This is a genomic window from uncultured Megasphaera sp., assembly GCF_958350005.1.
GTDB lineage: Bacteria > Bacillota > Negativicutes > Veillonellales > Megasphaeraceae > Megasphaera.
The window spans coordinates 1-23,139 of the sequence record NZ_CATWFF010000011.1; the positions used below are offsets into that span (position 1 = coordinate 1).

The window sequence follows — 23,139 nt, forward strand, 5'->3', positions numbered from 1 at the left end:
TATACAAAACTTTTAGAACATTTCAAGTACCAACATGATATGCCTGCCATCTATTCCTTTTATTCTCAATTTTTATATCATTTTCACTTGTTTCTTATATAAGATCTGCTACAATAGTACCTAAACGATGCAGAAAGGCAGCATATATTATGAAAGAATATATTATTCGGTTTTGTATCCCCAATTATGAACATACAACAGACAAGCGAGTCCGCGAACAGTACAGTATTCTCGGCGGCGCACTGGGCATCTTGTGTAATCTTATTTTATTTGCCGGCAAATTTACTGCAGCAGTAATGACCAACAGTATTGCTATTTTTTCGGATGCCTTCAACAACCTGACCGATATGGGCTCATCCTTTATTTCCATTATCAGCGCCAAACTCAGCAACCGGCCGCCAGACAAGGAACATCCCTTTGGGCACGGCCGGTTTGAATACCTGGCGTCTCTGACCATTGGCCTCATCATTCTGGTCGTTGGCTACAAACTGTGCGAAACATCAGTTGCCAAGTTCTACACACCGGAACCGATGGACCTGTCACCAGTAAGTATTGTCATCCTCCTGGCATCGATTGCCATTAAAGGCTGGATGTATATGTACAATACGTATATTGGCAAAAAAATCCATTCCGGCGTCAATGAAGCAACAGCAGCAGACAGTATCAGCGACGCTGTTGCCACAGCCGGCGTTCTGGCTGCCACCATTGCCCAGCAGTTTACAACCCTGCCTATCGATGCAGCAGCCGGCACGATTATTGGCCTCATGATCATGTACGCCGGCTATGGCATTGCCAAGGACACAGTCAATACGCTTCTCGGCAAAGCACCGGACAAGAAGCTGATCCAGGATATTGTCCACATGGCGCTGCAGTGCAAATACGTCAGCGGCGTTCATGCTATCCGCATTCACGACTATGGACCGGGGCGGATGTTTGGTTCCCTTCATGCCGAAATTCCTGATACGGCCAATCTCGTCGATGCCCATGCCGCCCTGGACGTGCTGGAAGACGAAATCTGGGATAAATTCCAGATCGAATTTAATATCCACATGGATCCGCTGTGTACGAACCGCCATATGATACGGCATACCAAAAAAGTACTGGACTCGCTGATTCAGAAAGAGTATCCCTGGTATCATACGGATAACCTGCGCATTACAGCCGGCAAGGCCCGTCTCAATATTATCTGTGATCTCCACATTCCGCCGCAGGAATATACGCCGTACCGCCTGCGCATTATCCGCAAGCACATGGAAGAAACGCTGAAAAAATACGACAATCGGTACCGCATCGTCCTGGCCCGCATCCTGCCGGAAGGGCGCAGAGAAATTTAACAGTACAGCGTTATACAGCAAAGCCCTGGTCTTGTCAGTCTGACAAAACCAGGGCTTGTTTCATGCCGTATTCAGATTACTGATGCATGGCCATATAAATTTTTTCAGCCGTAATGGGAAGCTCAGTCAGGCGAACGCCGACAGCATTATATACGGCATGGGCAATGGCCGGCGCCGGCGTATTGATGACGATTTCACCGATAGACTTGGCGCCAAAAGGACCATTCGGTTCATAGCTGGGCGCAAATTCCACGTGCAGCGTGCCCATATCCATGCGGCTGGGAATGCGGTACTGCATGAAGGAATTATTCTGAATCTGCCCGGTCGGCGTGAACTGCACATTTTCCATGAGCGCCATGCCAATGCCCTGCACAAGGCCGCCTTCGACCTGTACACGGGCCAGCGCCGGATTAATGACGGTGCCGCAGTCGACGACGGCAGCAAAGTCGATGAGCGTCACCGTACCGGTTTCCGGATCAACGTCGATTTTCGCAGCTCCAGCCATATACGGCGGCGGTGACGTCGGCGAGAAATGGGATTCTGTCGCTTCCAGGGCAATATCATTATGACACATACTGTCATTGGCCAGGTCCTGTATCGTCATGGACCGTCCCGACAGTTCATCGACAATGGCTGTTCCCGTAAATTCCAGTTCCTCAGCCTGACAGTCGCCCCATACGGCAGCGGCCCGTTCTTTCATCCGGCCAATGAGAGTATGACAGGTCTTTTCCACGGCCTTACCGGTCAGATACGTCGTAGACGACGCATAAGAACCGCTGTCATAAGGCGATGTATCCGTATCGACGCCGTCTGTTACGATCTGGTCGACCGAACACTGCAGGCATTCTGCAGCAATCTGCGCCAGAATCGTATCGCAGCCGGTTCCCATATCCGTTGCGCCAATGGACAGCGAATAAAATCCGTCATCATTGACTTTAATGGTCGCTGATGCTACATCGACATTGGAAATACTCGACCCCTGCATGGCCATGGCAATGCCGACACTGCGAATATGGCCGTCAGGCAGCACGCGGCGCGGATAGATATCATCCCAGCCGATCAGTTCCTTGGCCCGCAGCAGGCACTGGTCCAGGGTGCAGCTCAGAGCCGTTTCATTGAAATAGGCCGGCATGACCTGTCCCTGCCGGACCATGTTGCGCAGACGCAGGGCTATGGGACTGATATGCAGTATATCAGCCAGCTCGTTTACTGCCGATTCCAGGGCAAACAGCCCCTGCGTCGCGCCGTATCCCCGATAGGCACCGGCAGCAATAGTATTGGTATAAACCGCTTCATAGGCGAAGCGAAAAGCTTCAAACTGATTGTACAGGGGAATGGACTTGTGACCGGACAAGGTGACCGTTGTCGGGCTGTGGTCGCCATAGGCGCCGGCATTCCACAGGGATTCTACGGAAATAACGCGGATGACGCCGTCCCGGGAGGCACCGACGCGGACGTGAACATTGGCTTCATGGCGGGGCGAAGAGACAGTCATCGATTCTTCCCGCGTATAGATCATCATGGCCGGTTTTCCCGTCAGCCACGTAATATACGCCGGGTACACGTCCATGACGGCCGTCTGCTTGGCGCCAAAGCCGCCGCCAATACGGGGCTTGATAACCCGGACTTTGGACTTGGGAATCCCCAGAGCTGTCGCCACAATGCGCCGTACGTGGAAAGGAACCTGCGTAGAGCTGACAATAACCAGACGGCCAAAGGCATCTTTATAGGAGTAGGCCCGGAACGTTTCCATCATGGACTGCTGCACCTGCTTCGTATGATAGGTCCGGTCAATGACGACATCACACGAAGCCAGCGTCCCTTCTACATCGCCCCAGTCTTCTGCTGCCGAAGCGACGAGATTGCGCTTCTGATCGCCTCCTACTTCTACCAGCTCTTTCCAGTCCTCTTCCGGATGGACGAGAACGGCATTATCTTTTGCCTGCGTAAAGTCCAGCAGCGGTTCCAGGACCTCATATTGCACGCGGATACTTTTCAGCGCCTTGTCTACAGCGTCTTCCGTTTCGCCGGCTACGAGAGCTACAGGATCGCCGACATAGCGAATATGGCGGTCCAAAATGAGGCGGTCATAGGGACTCAGTTCCGGATAGGTCTGTCCGGCAATGGTAAACCGCTGCTGCGGCACGTCGGCTGCAGTGATAATACACTGAATACCAGGCAGTTTTTTGGCTGCCTCCGTTTTTACGGACTTCACGATGGCATGAGCATGGGGACTGCGCAGAGCTTTGACGACGAGGCAGTTTTTCGGCGCCAGATCGGCTGTATATACGGGCTGTCCCGTTACCAGACTGACGGCGTCCTTTTTCATGACCGAACGGTTGATTTCTCTCATGGACACACCGCCTTTCTCTTATCCTGCATATAGGCCTGTATAGCCCGCATATGACTGGCATAGCCCGTACACCGGCACAGGTTGCCGGACAGATATTCTTTAATATCTTCTTCATCCGGGTTATCCAGCTCCCGGGCCATAGCCAGTACGTTCATGACAAAGCCGGGATTGCAGAAACCGCACTGATCGGCACCTTCGCGGCCCATATACTGTGCAAATTCCAGGGCTTCCGGCTGCAGTCCTTCCAGGGTCGTCACATGTTTGCCGTCAATGCGGGCTGCCAGGACGGCGCAGGACAGGACAGGGCGTTCTTCCAGCCAGACCGTACAAAGGCCGCAGTTCGTCGTTTCACAGCCGCATTTTACACTGTAACATCCCTGCTCCCGCAGCAGGTCAAACAGCATCATACCTTCTTCTACAGTGCTGCGCCGCTGTATGCCATTGAGCCAGTATGTAATATCTATCATTTCTGTTCCTCCCATATACGCTGCAGCAGGCGACGGCTCAGCACGCTGGCCATGGCTTTGCGGTATGCTGCAGAGCCGCGCGAATTATCTCCAAACGTAAGAGACTCAGCCCATTTCCGGGCTGTCTCTGCTGCGCCCTGCATCTTCGCTTCCGATTCCGCTGTGCAGCAGACCTGAGCCCGCAGGGGACGAGCGCCGATAGCACAGCGCAGCGACTCTCCATCGGACGATACGGAACAGGCAATAATCGGGAAATCTGTAGCATTCAGCCGCAGCGATGCATAGGCCGTATGGCGATGTTCTTTTGGTATGACAATGTGGGTCAGAATATCCGTACCGGCTCCCGTTTCAGCAAACTGTTCCAGGGGCATCCGGCCGCCGCGGTACAGTTCCACCTCTGCATGCAGTGCCAACAGCAGAGTCAGTACATCGGAAAAGCCAAATCGGCCGCATACACTGCCGCCGACAGTGGCCACGTTGCGGAACTGGGTGCCCACAATATGGCGCAGTCCCTCTTTCACAGCGCCCTGTGCATATGCATCCAGCGCCGGCGATACTTCCATTGCCCGCAGGGGCGTCATGGCACCAATGCGAAATTCCCGTTCTCCTTCTTCAATCTGATCCAGTCCCAGAGCCGATAAATCAATGGCCTGACGGATTCTGAGCCCCGGTGACAGGCGAAGCCAGCAACAACCGCCCAATACGCGGGAGCCCCGCTGTTGATTGGCTTCCCACGCTTCTTCCATACTCTGCGCTCGTATAAGCTGCGCAATATGCATATTCGTTACTCCTCCTCTGCAGCTGTTGCTGCAATGACGTTTTTCCTATACGTTATTGTACCGTACTCTGCCAATATCTGGCAACTAAAATCCCCATATAATACATTTCCAGCTATACAGACAGATTCTGTCATCAAAGTATGCTATGCTATAGATGTGGTTGCTACAAAACCCACAGGTTTAGGAAATACATTTCATTGAAACGGAGGAACCTATGATGAATGCTGCCTGGGATTTAACAAAAAAAGTACTGCATCGCCAAGGGTGGAAGCAAAATACCGTCTTTTCCCCTTACGGCGTGCAGCAGGGACTGGATATACTGAAAACGAACACGACAGATGCCGCCATGATTCAGGACCTTTCCCCCTACTCTATATCCGTACAGGAACAACTCCAGAATACCCGCTCCGGAGCGCTGTCCCTGCTGCTGAGTAAAAAGCCCATGCCGGGCAACTGGAGTGATGCCGGCGTACAGTGCTTTACGGACCCGCAGGAGGCTACAATCTGCAAAAATGACTTTCAGCAGCGCATACTGGATGAAGTATTGGATGCTAAGGAACTCACGCATAAAGACGATGATGGTCTCAACCTGTTCATTGGCACGAAGTTTGAAGCGAAATGGCTGCAGCTTTTCGACAAAAAAAATACCCGTAAGCGGCCATTTTATCTGACGCCGCAGACAGAAATAACGGTCGAAACCATGTCCAATACGTTTAATGCCATTCCCATGGTGCAGACAGATGCCTATGAAGGCGCAGCTTTGCCAGGAGAAAAAGGTGTAACAGTATACTTCATAAAGCCAAAACAACAAAACTATGATGATGTACTGAAACATCTGCCGAATATTATAGAAGCCATGAAGCCAGGACGAGTAGAGTTTTATATGCCTAAACTCCGAACGGATACGAAAACAGACCTTCTCGATCTGTTAAAAGGATTCCATTCCCTGAATCTTCCGTGGGAAGAAAATCATCGCGCTCAGGCAAGGGGGGTGCAGCCCTGTGACGGCATATTTTTTCTGGATCGCCTGTCCGAGCAGATTCCTTTTATTCTCCACAAAGCATATCAAATCGCTACATTGGATGTAAATGAAGAACGGGCCGTCGCCAAAGCTTTAACACGTATTTGTTGGGCCATCGGAAGTGTTTGCTGTGCCCCTGTCCCGCCTGCGGTCATCCGCATGGACAGCCCCTATTTCGTCGTCATCAAAGATCAGACTGCGGACCATCAGGAACGAATCGTATTCACTGCCTGGATTGCTGATCCCAGAGCATAAAAAAACAGAGCTGTTTCCCCGAAAGACTTCGTCTTCCTGGAACAGCTCTGTTTTTATGAGCAGAAATTATAATTTTCCGTACTGCTGCAGCAGTTTCTTACAGGTTGCTGCAATTTCCGGCGAAGCATCTGTCAGAGGCAGACGGAACGGACCGGCCGGAATTCCCAACTGGTTCAGCATCGTCTTTACCGGTACAGGACTTACCGTACAGAATACGCCCTTCATAAAGGGTAAATACTGCTGATGCATTTTTGCAGCTTTTTTGACATCGCCCTGCTTGAAAGCAGCGATCATTTCATCCATTTCCCTGCCAATGACATGGGAAGCAACGGAAATGACGCCTTCTGCACCGACTGCCAGAAGGGGAACGGTCATATTGTCATCGCCGCTGTACAGATGGAAGCCTTCCGGCGCATTGGCAGCAATGGTCGTTGCATAATCAACGTCGCCTGTTGCATCTTTAATGCCAATGATATTGGGGAAGTCATGAGCCAGTCTGCAGACCGTATCGGCCGTAATGGTACCGCCTGTGCGGCCAGGTACGTTATAAATGAAGATAGGCATCTTCGTCGATTTGGCAATGGCTGCAAAGTGGGCGTAACACCCTTCCTGATTGGGCTTGTTATAGTACGGCACAATGCACAGCAATACATCGACGCCAGTCTGTTCTGCCTTTTTGATAAAGGCAATAGTCTGGGCCGTATTGTTCGTGCCTACATTGGCCATAACCAGATTTTTCTGTTTCAGCGTATCAGCCGTCACCTGGAAGAGGTGCAGTTTTTCTTCTTCCGTCATCGTCGCGCCTTCACCGGTCGTAGCGCCGACGAGAATCCCCAGGCCTTGTTCCGTATACGTTTCAGCCAGTTTCACTGCAGCTTCATAGTTGACCGTACCATCAGCATGGAACGGCGTGACCATGGCCGTAATAACATTGGGAAATCGTAACATACTCAGATTCACTTCCTTTGCTTGAATATACTCTATTTAATCATATCATGAGCCAGCATATATTCGGCAATCTGCAGGGCATTGAGAGCGGCGCCCTTACGAATCTGATCGCCTGATACCCACAGGTTGACGGCTTTGGGATTATACAGATCCTTGCGAATACGGCCTACATAGCAGTCGTATTTTTCCGACGTATACAAGGGCATGGGATATTCCATTTCAGCCGGATTATCCTGTACCTGTGCGCCTGGGAAGGCATCAATAGCCTTGCGGATGGCATCGACTGTCAGTTCGTCTTTCGTTTCGACATAGACCGATTCGGCATGGCTGCGGAATACAGGAACACGAACGGTCGTCGCCGTAATGGCAATGGAATCATTATGCAGCATTTTATGAGTTTCATTGACCATTTTCATTTCTTCTTTGGTATAATCGTTTTCCATAAATTTATCAATTTGCGGAATCAGATTGAAGGCAATGGGATAATGCTTGGGCAGGCTCTTGCTGGGCAGAATATGGGGTTCCATTTTTTCGCCTTTCAAATAGGCTTCTGTTTCATCCCGCAGTTCATCAATGCCTTCCTTGCCGGCACCGGAAACAGCCTGATAGGTGCTGACGACGATTTTGGTAATAGGCGACAAATCGTAAATCGGCTTCAGCGCCATGAGCATGATAATGGTCGAGCAGTTCGGGTTGGCAATAATGCCTTTATGCCAGGCAATATCTTCCGGATTGACTTCCGGAACGACGAGAGGCACGTCTGGGTCCATGCGGAACGTACTGGAATTATCGATGACGACACATCCCCGTTTTGCAGCTTCCGGGCCCAGGGTCTTACTGATGGAGCCGCCGGCAAACAGACCGATATCCACGCCATCAAAAGATTCCGGCACTGCTTCTTCTACAGTATATTCCTGGCCGTTTACCATTAATTTTTTTCCTGCAGACCGTTCAGAAGCCAAAAGCTTCAGCGAGCTGTACGGAAAGTTACGTTCTTCAATGAGGCGGATAAATTCCTGTCCTACTGCCCCTGTGGCACCTAAAATCGCTACTACCGGTTTTCTTGTCATACCAAAATTCCTCCCCAACTGCTGTTATAAATAATTTTCCAGACCAAAGGTCAGGCCTTTTTTCGATGTTACTTTCTTTACGGCCAGTACGACACCGGGCATAAAGGATTTGCGGTCCATAGAATCGTGACGAATTGTCAGCAATTCGCCGTATCCGCCAAACAGAACCTGCTGATGAGCAATATACCCGGGCAAACGGACGCTGTGAACGGAAATGCCGTCCACTTTGGCACCGCGGGCGCCTTCCAGGCTTTCATGCGTATTGTCCGGCGCAGGCTTGACCCCGGCAGCGGCACGGGCAGCGGCAATTTTATTAGCCGTCATAATGGCTGTGCCAGACGGCGCATCTAATTTATTGTTATGATGGAGTTCAATAATTTCCACATCCGGCAGATATGGAGCCACTTCTTCAGACAGCTTCATCATCAGGACGGCACCAATGGAAAAATTCGGCGCAATAAAAATGCTCGTATCTTTTTCCCGGGCCAGTTCATCCAGTTCATCCCGCTGTGCTGCTGTCAGACCGGTCGTACCAACTACCATGGGAACGCCATGGGCAATGCAGGTTTTGGCATTGTCAAAAATAACTTTCGGCGTCGTAAAATCAACGACTACATCCGGCTTAATTTCATCCAGTGCCGCACCTAAATCGTTGCGGATGGCAATGCCGAGAGAACCTATACCGGCAACTTCACCTACGTCTTCGCCAACATGGGTAATGCTGATGCCGCCGACTACTTCCAGTTCTTTATCTTCATGTACGGCCTGCACGACCTGACTTCCCATACGGCCATCTGCACCGTTTACTAATACGCGAAGCATAACGTCACCTTCCTTATTTTACTATAGTAAAGATTAATCTTAATAATATACCTATTACACTATGCCGTCAAGAATGATGCCCTTTACTTGCCTTTTTTAACCTGATCCACTAACTGACGTGCCGTTTCCAAACTGGCCGCCGTCGTATCATTGCCGGCAAACATACGGGCAATTTCCTGAATATGGGCCTCAGGAGACAGGAGGCGTACGTGTGATACAGTCCGTCCTGCCGCTTCCTGCTTGTAAATAAAATAGTGATGATCTGCAATAGCCGCTGTCTGCGGCAAGTGAGTAATGCAGAATACCTGTCCCCTTTTGCGGAGACGCCGAATATGATCGGCTACCTGGAGCCCGGTCTGGCCGCTGATACCGACGTCAATTTCATCGAAAATCATGGTCTGACCGGCTGCATTGCTGCCGCTGCAGGTTTTCAGGGCCAGGGCAATACGGGAGATTTCGCCGCCAGAAGCGATTTTTGCCAGCGGCTGCATATCTTCGCCGGTATTGGCAGAAAAATACAATTCCACAGAAGCAGCGCCTTCCGGTGTAATCTGTTCCATCGGCACGATTCGGAACGTAATACGGCTGTTCGGCATGCCCAGTTCATGCAGAGCCTGTTCCATAGACTGCCGAAAAGGGATATTCGCAGCACAGCGCAGCTCCATGAGATGGTCTGCCGCCTTTCGCAGCTCCTGCTCCTTCTGGGCGGCCTGAGCCTGCAGTTTCGCCAGCACCGTCTCGGACTGATCCAGTCGGGCAAATTCTTTCTTTGCCTTTGCCAGAAATGACAGAATATCGGCAATGGTCACACCATATTTCCGCTTCAGTTTATCCATGGCCGCCAGCCGGGACTGCATGCGGTCCAGCGCCTGTTCATCAAATTCAAAGTCATCGGCATACCGCTGGAGACGGTCATGAACCTCTTCCACATCATATGACAGCGATTCTACTTTAGCCGCCAGGGGCTGAAATTCCCCTTCATAGGCCGATGATTTTTCCAAATCCCGCCGCAGCGTTTCCAGCTGCTCTATGATCCCTTTCTGCCGCTCGCCCCCTTCCAGGCTGAACAGGGCACTGCGCAGGGTATCCTTAATATGTTCGGCATGAGATGCTTTGCGGACCTGCTGTTCCAGCTCGTCATCTTCGCCCGGCTTCAGCTGGGCATCTTCAATTTCCTTAATCTGAAAGGCCAGTACGCTCAGCATGCGGGCCTTTTCACTTTCATTGCGCTGAAGCTTTTTCATCTCCCCGCAGAGAACCTTCCACTGCCTGTATTCCTGCTGATAGGCAGCGCAGGCTTTCTGCAGCTCCGGCGTCAGTCCATCCAGTACAGCAATATGATAGGCCGGGTCGAAAATCAGGCGGTTATCGAACTGGCCATGAATATCCAGCAAGTATTCGCCGATTTTCCGGACTGTTGCCGTCGGCGTCAGCACGCCGTTGACCAGGGTCGTTCCCCGGCCGCTGCGGTGAAACTGCCGGGAAATAATCAGCTGTCCTTCATCACACGTAATGTGGTTGGCGCTGAGCAGTTCCTGCAGGTCATCGGCAACAGACGAAAAAAAGAACGCGCCTTCTACGAGGAATGCATCCGTGCCCTGACGCACGAATGATGCCGAAGCGCGTTTCCCTGCTAATATGCCGATAGCGTCCAGCAAAATGGACTTGCCTGCCCCGGTCTCACCAGTAAAAATCGTTATGCCCTCACCGAACGAAAGATGGAGGTCTTCAATGAGCGCAAAATTCTGTATATGCAGCGACTGCAGCATACGGGCCTCATTCCTTCATCAGCGAAACGACGAGTTTGACCAGCTGCGGAACCGTTTCCGCATTATTGGTAATAATGAGAATTGTATCGTCCCCTGCCAGCGTACCAATAACACTTTCCCACTTCGCATGATCAATGGCTGATGCTACCATGCTGGCTGAGCCAGGCAGCGTGTGAATGACGATCTGATTAAAAGCCGCATCGACTCGTACAATAGAGTCCTGAAACAGTCGGGCCATGCGATTCTTAGACATGAGCATATTCTGTTCCGGCGACAGGGCGTACCGGTAGTGACCGTCGCTTGTCGGGACTTTAATCAGCATCAGCTCTTTAATATCGCGGGACACAGTGGCCTGCGTAACTTCAATGCCTTCTTCCTGAAGAGCCTTGGCCAGTTCTTCCTGTGTTTCAATCGGCCGGGACTGTACAATTTCCTTTATTTTCGTATATCGAAATCTTTTCATCCTATATTCTTACCCTCTTTTCTGTACCATATACAATACAGGCGGACAATGCACCTGATTTACGGGCCGCCAGGAAGAAACGTCAAATTCCGCCTGCGGAACCTGCTGCAACAGACTGCGTACAGCCTGCTCTTCCCGGGCACCCGGTTCTGTTCCGGGATATGCCGCTATCATAATTATCCCATTTATCGCAATTTTATTCAAGCATATTTTCAGTGCTTTTACGGTTATTTCGCTTTTAGTATGAACAGCATGGTCGCCATGAGGCAAATAGCCCAGGTTGAACACGATAATATCCGGATTTTCTTCCAGCTGTGCCAGCAGCACATCGTGAGAGCCGCAGCGGCAGCAAACACGGCTATCTGCCAGATTATGATCAGCCATCTGCCGTTTTGTCGCCGCAATGGCCCGTTCCTGAATATCGAAGGCATAAAGCCGCCCCGTCTCCTGCATGTGGGAAGCCAGGAAAACCGTATCATACCCGTTGCCGCAGGTCATATCGACCATCACACGGGCTGTCGGTATATATGGAGTCAGCAGGGCATGAGCCATGGCGACGGCATTTTTAAAAGGCGAAGCCATCATGATTCATTCCCCATCATTTTTTTAAATACATTGGAATAAAAATAATTTTGGTTAAAACGAATCAGTTTCAGGACATGTTCTGATTTGCGGACGTGAAGCGTCATAGTTCGTAAAATTTCCTGGTCCATAACTCCATCGACAGACACGCGCACGCTATTGCGGCTGTTGGCCGACGTAAAGCTGATTTCATCAGCATCACTCAGTACCAGCGGCACTTTCAGCAGCAAATGAGGGCAAATGGGCGTTACCATAATGCACGGCACGTTCGGCGATACAATGGGCCCGCCGCTGGAAAAGGTATATCCTGTGCTTCCCGTCGCCGTCGCCACAATAATCCCGTCACCAGGATACTGCTGAATAAAATGGCCGTTAATGCTCATGTCCACGCGGATCAGCTTGCCTACGTTGCCATGACCGATGACGATATCATTCAGGGCCGGCGGCAAGGTCTGAATCATGCCGTCGTCATAACACAGTTCAGAATGAAGCATCATCCGGTCTTCTATGAAATAGTGGCCGTCCAGTATATCCTGAATGCGCTGGCTCAGCATTTTCGTCTCTACTTCGTATAAAAATCCCAGCGAGCCCAGATTTACGCCGCAGACAGGAACGCCTGCTTCGGCAAACTGTTTGCTCATCTTGAGGATCGTTCCGTCTCCGCCAAGAACCAGGGCCACGTCAATAGACTGATATATGGTCATGCGAGGCCGCAGATGTTCCGGCGGAATTCGCTGATATGTCGTCTGCCGGCTCTCGCTGATATAGGCAGGAAGATAATAGGCAATCCCTTTATCTTCACAAATCTTGATAATCTGCTGTACAATGGCCGCACATTCGCGTTTTACTAAATTGGGAAAAATACCTATACGCATGAGATCACCTACATTTCATGAGAAGAGCTGACAATACGGTCAATATCTTCTTCCGTAATATGGTTGCAGCATACTTCGTCTTTCTTCGTATACAGTAAATACTCAATATTTCCGTCTGCCCCTTTGATAGGAGAAAAGGTCAGCCCTGTGGGAGACAGGCCGCAGTCGGCAATCCCTGCCGTTACCCGTCGGATAACCTCGCGGTGAATGTCCGGGTCCCGCACGATGCCGCCTTTGCCGACATGTTCCCGTCCCGCTTCAAACTGCGGCTTAATGAGGGTTACCATAGCGCCGCCGTCTGCCAGGAGCGGTGCCACAGCAGGCATGATTTTCAGCAGGGAAATGAAGGATACGTCAATCGAAATAAAATCGACAGGCTGGCCAATATCTGCGACAGTTACATTGCGGATATTGGTCCGTTCCATATTGATGACCCGTTCATCAGTCCGCAATTTCCAGGCCAGCTGGCCATATCCTACATCGACGGCAAATACTTTGGCTGCTCCCCGCTGCAGGGCACAGTCCGTAAAGCCGCCTGTAGACGCACCAATATCCATCATGGTCACACCGGTCAGGTCGATGGGAAACACTTCCATGGCCTTTTCCAGTTTCAGTCCGCCTCGGCCAACATAGGGAATAGGATTTCCCTTTACCGTAATATCGGCATCGACAGGAAGTTTTGTTCCTGCCTTATCGACCCGCTGATTTTTGACAAATACCAAGCCAGCCATAATCGTAGCCTTCGCTTTCTCGCGGCTTTCAAAAAAACCGCGGGATACGAGCAGTACATCCAGTCTTTCTTTCTGTTGCATACGTCCTCCCTTACTGCGCACGGACGAGCAGATACGATACGAGTTCGCGCAGGAACCACGCCCGATCGCCTAGGGGCGCAATCGCCTGTATTGCCTTGTCGGCCGCTTCCTGTGCCAGCTGCCGCGCTTCTTCCAGCGAAAAGATCGTCGCATACGTCGCTTTCTGATTTCTGGCATCGCTGCCTACAGGTTTGCCCAATGCCGCTTCATCGCCGACGACGTCGAGAATATCATCTGTAATCTGAAAGGTCAGCCCCATATACGTGCCGTACACGTCGAGAGCCTGTTTTTCTTCGTCACCGGCATCCCCCAGAATTGCAGCCAGCGTAATAGCTGCCTCAAAAATAATGCCTGTTTTCGAGTAATGCAGCAGCTCCAGCCCTTCCCGGCCTATGTGGATATTTCCTTCTGATTCCAGGTCAAAGGACTGTCCGCCTACCATGCCGGCAGGCCCGGCAGCATGAGCAAACACCTGAATAGACCGAGCCAGTTTTTCCGGATCTATATGGGTCTGCCGGGCCATCAGCTCAAAGGCATAGGTCAGCAGGCCGTCACCGGCCAGAATGGCCATGCCTTCTCCGTATACGATATGATTCGTCGGTTTGCCGCGGCGGAGATCATCGTCATCCATTGCCGGCAGATCATCGTGAATGAGAGAGTACGAATGAACACATTCCAGGGCGCAGGCAATATCCAAATAAGGTGCACTGTCTTTGCCCAGACTTTCCAGCGTCGCCAGCAGAAGGATGGGGCGAATCCGCTTTCCCCCGGACAGAAGGCTGTAATTCATGGCTTCATACAGTCTGGCAAACTGCGGCCGTTCTGGCTGCAGAAGCTGGGCCAGCCGGCAGTCAATACGCTGCTTTTGTTCCTGCATATATGCTGCCAGATTCATAGATCATTCTCCTCCGTATCCTGTTCTGCATGAATATCAGCCAGGGCCTGAGCCCGCTGGCGGGCATACTCCAGGGCACTGTCACAGGCATCTGCCAGTTTGACAGCTTTTTCATATACATCAAGCGATTCCTTCAATGTCAGTTCCGGCGCATTCATGGCCTGTACCAATTCTTCCAGTTTCGCATAATTTGCTTCAAAATTTTTCAGTTTATCTGTTGCTCTTGCCATAACTATGTACCTCTTTGACTTCTGCCGTAATCTGACCATCAGCCATCTGTATGGAAAGGAGATCGCCGCCGGAAATATCCTGTATCCGGGAAACAACCTGTCCCTGTTTCAGCACCTGGCCGTAGCCCCGTCGTCTCAGGGCTTCCGGCCCTGCCGCTGCCAGAGCCGCCTTCAGCCGTTCCAGTTTTCCTGCAGCCCCTGTCAGGGCCATCGTAATCTGATGCCAGCTTTCTGTACGCAAGCGGGAAATGCGCTCTGCCTTTTGCCCGAGCAAAGCCTCATACCGTTCAGGCCGGATACAGGTTTTCAGATGGGCAATCTCCCGTTCATATCGTTCCATACGGCGCTGCAATGCGTCCTGTACCTGCTCACTCATGGCAGCCAAATCCATTTCTATTTCGTCTATACTCGGAAACGCCAGCTCTGCCGCATGGGTAGGCGTTGCCGCCCGCACGTCAGCTGCAAAATCAGCCAGGGTCGTATCCGTTTCATGACCAATGGCCGTAATAACCGGCACAGCCGCTTCATAAATGGCTTTTACGACTTCCGGACTGTTAAAGCACCACAGATCTTCCATAGAGCCGCCGCCGCGGGCGACGATGAGGACATCCAGTGCTGTATTGCAGCCGGCCTGCCGAATCGTACGGGCCAGTTTTTCTGCCGCCCCTTCGCCCTGAACCGGTACGGCATACAGCCGAATCTGGACATAGGGATTGCGCTCTGCTGCAATCTTGTGAATATCGTGGAGAACTGCGCCAGTTCGCGACGTCACAACGCCGACGGTCCAGGGAAACCGGGGAATGGACTGCTTATGGCGGCTGTCAAAATAGCCCTGTTCTTCCAGCGCCGTTTTGATCTTTTCATATTCTGCCTGCAAAGACCCTATGCCCTGCGAAAAAAGGCGTTCAATAATAAAGGACAGGGTGCCGCCTTTTTCATATACATTGATCGTGCCGATTACGACGACATGATCGCCGTCACGTACGGAATCCATCATATTCCCTATGACGCGGCTGCGAAAGAGGACGGCCCGAATGGAGCAGGAATCGTCACAAATATTCATATAATAATGGCCGTTTGAAGCGCGCTTCAGGCCAATAATATTGCCTTCCATGGCTATGTTCTGCAGGCGGAAATCCTTCTGCAGATCTGCTTTTATCCGCTGTACAACATCTGTTACTGATGCATATTTCATACTCGGCCTCTTTCCTGCCAGGCAGCCCAGAAGGCCGCTCCGCTGCTGTTATCTGCGCTGTACCCCTGCGGCGCCAGATGAAGAATAATGTCATGGCTGAGACAATACTCTTTCAGCTGCCGCTGCAGATAGGAGTTGGACATGACGCCGCCGGCAGCGACGAGACAGGCCATCTCGTTCTGTGATTCCAGCATACGGCGCAGGCCATCCCATACAGCAGCCAGTGTCCAGGCGCACATATCGCCATCCCGGTAATTCCCGGCAGCAATACGGCGCTGCGCCTGTGATTCGGGACCGGAAAAGCTGACTTCTCCGTCCCGGCAGAATACATGCGCCTTTTGTGCCGATAATCTGCCTGAAGTCCGGGCCAGCTCATCTACATGGACCCCTGCCGGAAAGGGCAGGCCCAGGGCTACGCCAACGCGGTCAATAAACTGACCGGCACTGATATCGCTCGTTCCGCCGACACGGGTAATAGCCAATCCCTGTGCATCGGGGACAATCCGCATCAGATCCGTCGTGCCGCCTGATACATGAAGGCCATAAAAAGGAGTGCTGTCAATGGCACCAAGATCCCGCAGCACAGCCAGTACATGATTTTCCTGGTGACTAATACAATGCAGCGGAACCTGCAGAACCGATGCCAGCGACCGGGCATAGCCCAGGCCGGCCAAAAAGGCCGGCATATAAGAGTCTTCACGACGGCGCGGTGCATCCGTAACGCCGACAGCCTGAATGACATAGTCCGGACAGGATTGCCGGAGCCGTTCAAACAGAACGGGCAGATTTCGCATATGCTGGTATACCATATTCGACTGCGACAGACCGCGGCTTCCTGAAGGAACAGACAAAATAATCCGTTCATCTGCAAGAATATGAAAGGCTGCATCGACCAGACAAAGAGACGTAGTATAACAGCTTGTATCCAGGCCCAGGTATGCGTCCATTATGTCCGGTCCCGCACGTATGCGCCAAGAATGCCGTTAATAAATTTTGCCGACTGGTTCCCGCTGTATTCCTTGGCCAGCACAATAGCTTCATTCAGTACAATAGACGGAGCCAGCGATTCCTGCGGATACAGCAGTTCACACAATGCCAGGCGCAAAATATTTCTGTCCGTATAATTCATCCGTCCTACATCCCAATGTTTGGCATAGGCACGAATACATGCATCCAGTTCATCCTTATGGGCCGAAACTGTTTGAATCAAATAGGTGCAGTATGGATCATCGCCTGATTCCTGGGATTCTTCTCCACTATCGGCAGGTACAAAAATTTCCGTTTCCCTGTATTGTATGTCGTTTTCGCCGTGAAACTCCCGGGAAAACAATCGTTCCAGCGCCTGTTGGCGCGATTGGTGTCTGCTCACATTATCCTCCGTAACGTTTTTATCGGTGTGTAAAAAGAATATCTTCAATAGTGACATGCACTGTCAGCTGCTCGGCGCCGGTCATCTGCCGGAGAGCATCTGCTACGTTCTGCTGCACCTGCAGTGCCAGCAGCCGCAGCGGAATATCATCATGGACCTGAATATGAATATCAGCCTGAATCCTGTCCTGGTCATACCGTACATGAATGCCCCGTCCCTGCTTACGGACTACACCGGCTGTATGCAGGGCGGCCATTGCCGCTATTTCAGTCAAAGCCCCTTCGCTGACAGCATAGGTAAACGTGTCTTCATGTTCTTTCATCTATACCCTCACGTTTGCTGTGCATCTGCTGAAAAATCGATATCCTGTATAATGACATGAACTGCCGATACAGGATATCCCGTATACCGCTCTACCGCCTCTTTAACGCCAGTCTGAACAGCCAGGGCAATATCCGGAATACGGCGGCCATACTGCACAATAAGACGTACTGTCAGCTCCAGGTGCCTGCCGTCCAGAGAGACATCGATTCCCTGCGGCGCTTCTGCCTTTATCAGTTTTTGAACAGCCGTCTCCTTCAGCGTCGCTCCCAGAGAGCATACACCGGGGACGGCAGCGGCGGCCTGTGAAGCAATTGCTGCCAGCACGTGCTGTGAAATATGAATGCCGCCAAGGCTGTTCGTTTCAGTTAGTTCCATTGCCCTTCACCACCGGCAAAATTCACAAAAAGCGATGAGATCCTCATCGCTTTTAAGGTACTTCCTATGCTTATGCTCTGCCGAGATAATCGCCTGTTCTCGTATCGATCTGAAGAACTTCGCCTTCATTGATGAACAGCGGTACTTTGACAACATATCCTGTTTCCAGTTTGGCCGGTTTGCTGCCGCCTGTAGCCGTATCACCGCGAACGCCCGGGTCCGTTTCAACGACTTTCAGCGATACTGCTGCCGGCAAATCAATACCGATAACCTTGCCTTTGAACTGCATAACCGATACGTCCATTTCTTCTTTGAGGAAATTAACGGCGTTGCCAAGGCTTTCCTTGCTGATTTCAATCTGTTCGTACGTTTCATTATCCATGAAACAGTACATGCCTTCATTTTCGTATAAGTACTGCATCTGACGGCGGTCTACGCGGGCATCCTGTACTTTTTCGCCGGCATTCCATGTACGTTCTACAACAGCACCGGTTTCCAGATTCTTAATCTTTGCGCGAACAAAGGCTGCACCTTTGCCGGGCTTTACGTGCTGGAATTCGACGACCTGCCATACCTGACCATCAATTTCAATGGTTACACCTGGTCTGAAATCATTACTTGTAATCATGAGTCTACTCCTCCTATAACAACTCCATCAATTCTTTTGATGTCTTAGTTAGTATTTCACAGCCATCGGCTGTAACGGCAACGGAATCTTCTATGCGGACACCATATTTGCCTTCTATGTACAGTCCCGGTTCTACCGTGACTATCATATTCTCCTGCAGCGTACCGTCAGCACGCGGGGAAAGAACGGGATATTCGTGAATTTCCAGGCCCGTGCCATGTCCCAGGGCATGGGTAAAGTACTGATCCTTGCCATGCTGGGCAAAATAACTGCGAACTGCCGCATCAATATCCCGGCATGATGCACCGGCCCGTACGGCCTGCACGCCCAGTTTCTGCCCTTCCAGCACGAGATGATACAGGTCCTTTTGTTCCTGTGATGCCTTGCCGACGACAACCGTTCTGGTTATATCTGAATGATATCCGCCCCATACGGCGCCAAAATCAAAGGTAATGAAGTCACCGGCTTCAACGACTTTATTGCTGGCCACACCATGAGGCATAGCCGACCGGCAGCCAGAGGCCACGATAGTTGTAAAGGACTTCCCTTCTGCACCGCCCAGGAGCATATTGCTTTCCAGCTGCGCCGCCAGGCTTTGTTCCGTCACACCTGGCCGGATATGAGGCAGAAGCTCAGCAAAAGCCGCATCGGCAATACGGCTCGCTTTCCGCGTTGCTTCCAGCTCATACGGCTCCTTCACGGCCCGCAGCTGCGCCAGATTTACACCGTCAAACCGACTGGTCCCTGCAGTCTCTGCAATATGTTCATACAGAAAATGGGTCAGATAATTTGCTTCATACAATACTATCTGACTGGCTGTATCACGCAAATACGTACCAATGCATTCTGAAAGCCGTCCTTCGTGATTTCTCACGTCGCAGCATGCACCGGCTTCCAGTGCCGCCTGTTCTGTATATCGCGAATCCGTCCACAGCACAGCAGCATCACCGGAAATCAGCAGCGCTCCTTCACCGCCGGTAAACCCGCTGAAATACCGCAGATTTTCCGGCTGTACCATAAGCGCACTGTCGGCGCCGTGTTCATGCATATACTGTCGCAGGCGGGATATTCTGTTTTTTATCATCCATATCACCCACACTATTCGGATTATACCTTATCTTACCACATTACAACTCATTTGAATAGGTTATTTATTCAAATGGCAGTTCCCGTTCTTTCTCTGTCAGGGTGCGGAACGAACCTGGCTGCAGGCAGGAATCCAGCTGCAGGCTGCCAATAGACCGGCGATGAAGAGCCGTTACCGTCAGACCTACAGCAGCACACATGCGCTTGACCTGATGGTATTTCCCTTCCTGCACCGTAATCTCCACCGTATTGGCGCCGGTCTGTACTGCATGAGCCGGCAGGCACTGCAGGCCGTCAGCCAGCATAATGCCGGCCTGAAACTGCTCTTCCATATCTTCCGGTATGATGCCGTCTACAGTGGCTTCATACACTTTGTCAATATGCTTTTTGGGAGATGTAATGCGGTGGGACCACTTGCCGTCATTCGTCAGCAGCAGCAGCCCCGTCGTATCTTTATCCAGGCGCCCGACAGGGAACAGTCCGGCGCCCTGATAGGTCCGGGGAAGCAGATCCAGCACGGTCTGGCTGTGCCGGTCTTCTGTTGCAGACAGAACGCCTGCCGGTTTATGCAGCATAAGATAGGAATATTGTTCGTACAGGACCTGCTCGCCGTCGACGGAAATCACATCCGCAGCGGGATCTACTTTGACAGAGCTGTCGCGGCAGGCCCTGCCATTGACCAGAACATTTCCGTTTTTGCACAGCTCTTTCAGCTGCCGCCGTGTTCCCCAGCCGCAGTGGCCCAGCAGTTTATCAAGACGCATCATGGCTGCCATATCTGCACCGCCTTACAGACTCGGCATATTGGCCCACTGGGCCTGATAGCCTTCCATGCCTTCCAGGTGCTGCGTGCAGTTCATGAGGGTCATGACATTGCGTTCACCGTGGTATTCAATAATATTAAATGCCGTATTGTATTGCTGAAAACACCAGATACGCTGCATTTCCAGCCCCAAAAGGCCAAAGAGCAGACACCGAATGGCCGCACCGTGGGAGGCAATCAAGACCGTATCGCCATCGGCGTGATGACTCAGTATTTCCCTGGTTTTCGGCGTAATCCGGGCTGCTACATCCCGAAAGGATTCGCCGCCGTGGGCTTTCATCGTCCCGTTAGAAGCATAAAAAGCCTCAATCTCACCAGGCCACTGCTGCGTAATTTCCTTATATGTATGACCTTCCCAAACGCCAAAATCTGTTTCTCTCAGTTCATCATAAGACTGTACAGGCAGTCCATGGGGCTGAGCAATAATTTCTGCCGTCCGCCGGGCCCGCTGCAGGGTGCTGCTGTAAATACCGTCAAAATGCACGTCTTTCAAAAACCGGCTGAGGCACTGTGCCTGAGCCACGCCCCGTTCATTCAGCGGTACATCTGTTGATCCCTGGTACCACTGATTCACATTGCCATCTGTTTCGCCGTGGCGCACGAGATACAATTTTATCATATCACAAACTCCTCCTGTGTTCTGAATATCGGCAAATACCAATACACTTACCATTATAACGAAAAAACAGTCTTCTGAACAGCAGATACCAGCAATGCCGCTTCACCGAGAAGCATAACTTCGCTACATTCCAGGACGGCGCCGTACGTATCACCTGTAACGCCGCCAAGACGGCAGACAATATACCGATTGGCCAGCAAAGCTGTCAGCATGGCCGAGCCCAGCAGCACCAAATACAGAAATCCTCCGTACACAGCCGGCAGGAGTGCCAGCAGAAACCCTTTTACCAGCACATGAGACGGCTGATGCTGCGTAAACGCCATTCCCAGTCCCTGACTGCGGGCATAGGGAAACTGAAAAATACTGATAAGCGTGCCGAACCGCGCAGCTGCCGGAATGCCCAGAAGCACCATATATACGAGAGGTACGGGAATATTGGCCAGAAAGGATATTTTAAAAAAAGCCAGGAAGAAAAAGGCCAGTACCCCATTAGAACCGACGCGGCTGTCTTTCAAAATTTCCAGCATGCGCTCCTGACTGCGGCCGGAAAAAATGCCGTCAGCTGTATCCATAAATCCGTCGGCATGGAGCCCGCCAGTCAGAAAGAACCAGAATCCAACTACCATGGCGGCGCTGTAAAAGGGTGCAAAAATCAGGGATACTGCCATATATACGGCACACAGGAGGGCTCCTATAATCAGGCCTACCAGAGGGAAAAACAGGACTGATCGGCCAAAATCTTCGTCAGACCATACAGACTGCCGGACAATATGAATTCGCGACAGAAACTGCAGGGCTATAAAAAAGGACTTCATCGTCTTCCCCCGGCAGGAATGACGGCACGGCGCGACTTGATTTCCACAGGAATGCCGCACGTCGTCAGATATACAGCATCGGCTTCTGCTGCCGCATACTGATTGATCTGACCGATGAGATCCCGATACAGCCGGCTGATGCGTCCCATAGGAACAATACTGCTCCCCAGTTCATTGGTGACAAAAATGACGATGCGCCCTTTTTCACGCCGAATATCCTGGATAATCTTTTCCATTTCTGCCATCGCCCCGTCCAGAATGGCCCCATCCGATTCCTGTTCATGAGCCAGCAGATAATTGGAAAAATACATGGTCAGACAGTCAATCAGTACGGCATCCGCTTCTGTCAGCACCATGGGAAGCTGACCGGACATGTTGTCCGGCATTTCATAGGTCTGCCAGCCTGCCGGGCGGCGCTGCTGATGCGCATCAATGCGGGCAGCCATTTCCGCATCCAGGGCCTGCGCCGTAGCGACATAGGCCTTGATGCCGGAGCAGGCAGCCAGATATTCTTCAGCAAAGGTGCTTTTGCCGCTTTTCGCCCCGCCTGTAACAACAATAATCGTCGATTCCATACCTATTCCTTCTTTCTGCAAAACGGGCGCGCCTCCGGCACGCCCGCTCCTATTGTTTCCATTATTTTTTGATTTCTGTATACAGATGAAATACTTCCGGCAGGATAATTTTTTCCATGCCTACTTTGATCAGGCTCGGAAGGCCGGGAAGGCAAAACACCAGGCACTGGTGAATGACGCCGGCCGTCGAACGGTATGCCAGGGCCTGAACACCGCAGACACGGCGATAGGCAAAGTAGGTCAGCATTTCAGAAAATCCATCAAGCTTCTTTTCCATCAGACTTTCTATCGTTTCCAGTGTTACATCCCGCTTGGCAAGACCGGTGCCGCCGCTGGTAATCACGACGTCGACGCTGCATACCCATTCATGAATATGCCGGGTAATTTCATCGCGGTCATCTTTGACAATGGCATAATCGACTACCTGATGGCCGCTGTTGGCCAAAGCAGACTGAATCATCAGACCGTTTGTATCATCCGAAAAGGTGCGGCTGTTGCTGATTGTTAAAATAGCCGCACGCAAAGGATGTTCTTCTGTACTTCGTCCCATACTGCAACTCCTCCTGTTATCTTACAATACTTATGTATCAAAATACAATGCCCTGTTGTATTTCCGCCCTTACTTTCTGCTTTATATAGTACCATATCCCCATAG

General features: G+C 51.4%; 27 protein-coding genes. 2 read left to right on the forward strand and 25 right to left on the reverse strand.

The genetic code is table 11. The features are described from left to right. Positions 1-149 precede the first annotated feature (149 nt). Complete coding sequence (locus Q3886_RS01435) at positions 150-1,334, forward strand: cation diffusion facilitator family transporter (protein ID WP_301859368.1); 1,185 nt, start codon at positions 150-152, stop codon at positions 1,332-1,334. Positions 1,335-1,410: 76 nt separating this feature from the next. Here the strand turns inward: Q3886_RS01435 and Q3886_RS01440 are convergent, their stop codons facing one another. The 3 genes from Q3886_RS01440 to Q3886_RS01450 are packed head-to-tail and all read right to left on the reverse strand — an operon-like array spanning position 1,411 to position 4,933. Beyond that, the gene (locus Q3886_RS01440) at positions 1,411-3,687 is read right to left on the reverse strand and encodes a xanthine dehydrogenase family protein molybdopterin-binding subunit (protein WP_301859369.1); all 2,277 of its coding nucleotides are present in this window, start codon (positions 3,685-3,687) and stop codon (positions 1,411-1,413) included. Next, positions 3,684-4,151, reverse strand: coding sequence for a (2Fe-2S)-binding protein (locus tag Q3886_RS01445; protein WP_367881541.1), 468 nt, complete (start codon positions 4,149-4,151; stop codon positions 3,684-3,686). The genes Q3886_RS01440 and Q3886_RS01445 overlap by 4 nt, the downstream gene beginning before the upstream one ends. Then, the gene (locus Q3886_RS01450) at positions 4,151-4,933 is read right to left on the reverse strand and encodes a xanthine dehydrogenase family protein subunit M (protein WP_301859371.1); all 783 of its coding nucleotides are present in this window, start codon (positions 4,931-4,933) and stop codon (positions 4,151-4,153) included. Before Q3886_RS01450 ends, Q3886_RS01445 begins: the two co-directional genes overlap by 1 nt. Positions 4,934-5,147: 214 nt before the next feature. On the opposite strand from Q3886_RS01450, the gene Q3886_RS01455 reads away from it, so the two are divergent. Beyond that, complete coding sequence (locus Q3886_RS01455; RefSeq protein WP_301859373.1) at positions 5,148-6,209, forward strand: serpin family protein; 1,062 nt, start codon at positions 5,148-5,150, stop codon at positions 6,207-6,209. 66 nt (positions 6,210-6,275) lie between these two features. Here Q3886_RS01455 and dapA read toward each other — a convergent pair whose 3' ends face one another. The 22 genes from dapA to Q3886_RS01565 form a co-directional block, all read right to left on the reverse strand. After that, complete coding sequence (gene dapA / locus Q3886_RS01460) at positions 6,276-7,157, reverse strand: 4-hydroxy-tetrahydrodipicolinate synthase (protein WP_301859374.1); 882 nt, start codon at positions 7,155-7,157, stop codon at positions 6,276-6,278. Between the two features lie 32 nt (positions 7,158-7,189). Continuing rightward, positions 7,190-8,227 carry an aspartate-semialdehyde dehydrogenase gene (locus Q3886_RS01465; protein ID WP_301859375.1) on the reverse strand — a complete coding sequence of 346 codons (1,038 nt, stop codon included), beginning with the start codon at positions 8,225-8,227 and terminating at the stop codon, positions 7,190-7,192. Between the two features lie 24 nt (positions 8,228-8,251). Then, positions 8,252-9,049, reverse strand: coding sequence for a 4-hydroxy-tetrahydrodipicolinate reductase (gene dapB / locus Q3886_RS01470; protein WP_301859376.1), 798 nt, complete (start codon positions 9,047-9,049; stop codon positions 8,252-8,254). Positions 9,050-9,132: 83 nt separating this feature from the next. Beyond that, entirely contained in the window at positions 9,133-10,818 is a 1,686-nt protein-coding gene (gene recN / locus Q3886_RS01475; RefSeq protein WP_301859377.1) for a DNA repair protein RecN, read from the reverse strand. A gap of 7 nt (positions 10,819-10,825) precedes the next feature. Continuing rightward, positions 10,826-11,281: an arginine repressor gene (argR, locus tag Q3886_RS01480; RefSeq protein ID WP_301859379.1), complete on the reverse strand. Its 456-nt coding sequence runs from the start codon at positions 11,279-11,281 to the stop codon at positions 10,826-10,828. A 9-nt stretch (positions 11,282-11,290) separates the two neighbouring features. Further along, positions 11,291-11,866 carry a class I SAM-dependent methyltransferase gene (locus Q3886_RS01485; protein WP_301859381.1) on the reverse strand — a complete coding sequence of 192 codons (576 nt, stop codon included), beginning with the start codon at positions 11,864-11,866 and terminating at the stop codon, positions 11,291-11,293. Next, on the reverse strand, positions 11,863-12,738 hold the full coding sequence (locus tag Q3886_RS01490; RefSeq protein WP_301859382.1) for an NAD(+)/NADH kinase: 876 nt from the start codon (positions 12,736-12,738) through the stop codon (positions 11,863-11,865). Before Q3886_RS01490 ends, Q3886_RS01485 begins: the two co-directional genes overlap by 4 nt. Before the next feature lie 8 nt (positions 12,739-12,746). After that, positions 12,747-13,550 (reverse strand): TlyA family RNA methyltransferase, encoded by an 804-nt coding sequence (locus Q3886_RS01495; RefSeq protein WP_301859383.1) that lies wholly within the window; start codon positions 13,548-13,550, stop codon positions 12,747-12,749. A gap of 10 nt (positions 13,551-13,560) precedes the next feature. Continuing rightward, the gene (locus Q3886_RS01500; RefSeq protein ID WP_301859384.1) at positions 13,561-14,445 is read right to left on the reverse strand and encodes a polyprenyl synthetase family protein; all 885 of its coding nucleotides are present in this window, start codon (positions 14,443-14,445) and stop codon (positions 13,561-13,563) included. Beyond that, positions 14,442-14,675, reverse strand: a complete 234-nt coding sequence (xseB, locus tag Q3886_RS01505; RefSeq protein ID WP_301859385.1) for an exodeoxyribonuclease VII small subunit — start codon at positions 14,673-14,675, stop codon at positions 14,442-14,444. Before xseB ends, Q3886_RS01500 begins: the two co-directional genes overlap by 4 nt. Then, a complete protein-coding gene (xseA, locus tag Q3886_RS01510; protein ID WP_301859387.1) occupies positions 14,656-15,870 on the reverse strand; it encodes an exodeoxyribonuclease VII large subunit in 1,215 nt (404 codons plus the stop codon). The genes xseB and xseA overlap by 20 nt, the downstream gene beginning before the upstream one ends. Further along, positions 15,867-16,817 (reverse strand): peptidase, encoded by a 951-nt coding sequence (locus tag Q3886_RS01515; protein WP_301859388.1) that lies wholly within the window; start codon positions 16,815-16,817, stop codon positions 15,867-15,869. The genes xseA and Q3886_RS01515 overlap by 4 nt, the downstream gene beginning before the upstream one ends. Further along, on the reverse strand, positions 16,817-17,239 hold the full coding sequence (gene nusB / locus Q3886_RS01520; protein WP_301859389.1) for a transcription antitermination factor NusB: 423 nt from the start codon (positions 17,237-17,239) through the stop codon (positions 16,817-16,819). The genes Q3886_RS01515 and nusB overlap by 1 nt, the downstream gene beginning before the upstream one ends. A gap of 19 nt (positions 17,240-17,258) precedes the next feature. Continuing rightward, positions 17,259-17,561 (reverse strand): Asp23/Gls24 family envelope stress response protein, encoded by a 303-nt coding sequence (locus tag Q3886_RS01525; protein WP_301859391.1) that lies wholly within the window; start codon positions 17,559-17,561, stop codon positions 17,259-17,261. Between the two features lie 8 nt (positions 17,562-17,569). Beyond that, positions 17,570-17,938 carry an Asp23/Gls24 family envelope stress response protein gene (locus Q3886_RS01530; RefSeq protein WP_301859393.1) on the reverse strand — a complete coding sequence of 123 codons (369 nt, stop codon included), beginning with the start codon at positions 17,936-17,938 and terminating at the stop codon, positions 17,570-17,572. 70 nt (positions 17,939-18,008) lie between these two features. Beyond that, on the reverse strand, positions 18,009-18,566 hold the full coding sequence (gene efp / locus Q3886_RS01535; protein ID WP_301859395.1) for an elongation factor P: 558 nt from the start codon (positions 18,564-18,566) through the stop codon (positions 18,009-18,011). 13 nt (positions 18,567-18,579) lie between these two features. Further along, entirely contained in the window at positions 18,580-19,650 is a 1,071-nt protein-coding gene (locus Q3886_RS01540; protein ID WP_301859397.1) for a Xaa-Pro peptidase family protein, read from the reverse strand. Positions 19,651-19,717: 67 nt separating this feature from the next. Further along, on the reverse strand, positions 19,718-20,428 hold the full coding sequence (locus tag Q3886_RS01545) for a pseudouridine synthase (protein WP_301859398.1): 711 nt from the start codon (positions 20,426-20,428) through the stop codon (positions 19,718-19,720). 12 nt (positions 20,429-20,440) lie between these two features. Continuing rightward, positions 20,441-21,094 carry an alpha-ribazole phosphatase gene (gene cobC / locus Q3886_RS01550; protein ID WP_301859399.1) on the reverse strand — a complete coding sequence of 218 codons (654 nt, stop codon included), beginning with the start codon at positions 21,092-21,094 and terminating at the stop codon, positions 20,441-20,443. 53 nt (positions 21,095-21,147) lie between these two features. Next, positions 21,148-21,909, reverse strand: a complete 762-nt coding sequence (gene cobS, locus Q3886_RS01555) for an adenosylcobinamide-GDP ribazoletransferase (RefSeq protein ID WP_301859400.1) — start codon at positions 21,907-21,909, stop codon at positions 21,148-21,150. Next, positions 21,906-22,484: a bifunctional adenosylcobinamide kinase/adenosylcobinamide-phosphate guanylyltransferase gene (cobU, locus tag Q3886_RS01560; protein ID WP_301859401.1), complete on the reverse strand. Its 579-nt coding sequence runs from the start codon at positions 22,482-22,484 to the stop codon at positions 21,906-21,908. Before cobU ends, cobS begins: the two co-directional genes overlap by 4 nt. A 61-nt stretch (positions 22,485-22,545) precedes the next feature. Continuing rightward, positions 22,546-23,034, reverse strand: a complete 489-nt coding sequence (locus tag Q3886_RS01565; RefSeq protein ID WP_301859402.1) for a molybdenum cofactor biosynthesis protein B — start codon at positions 23,032-23,034, stop codon at positions 22,546-22,548. Positions 23,035-23,139 lie beyond the last annotated feature (105 nt).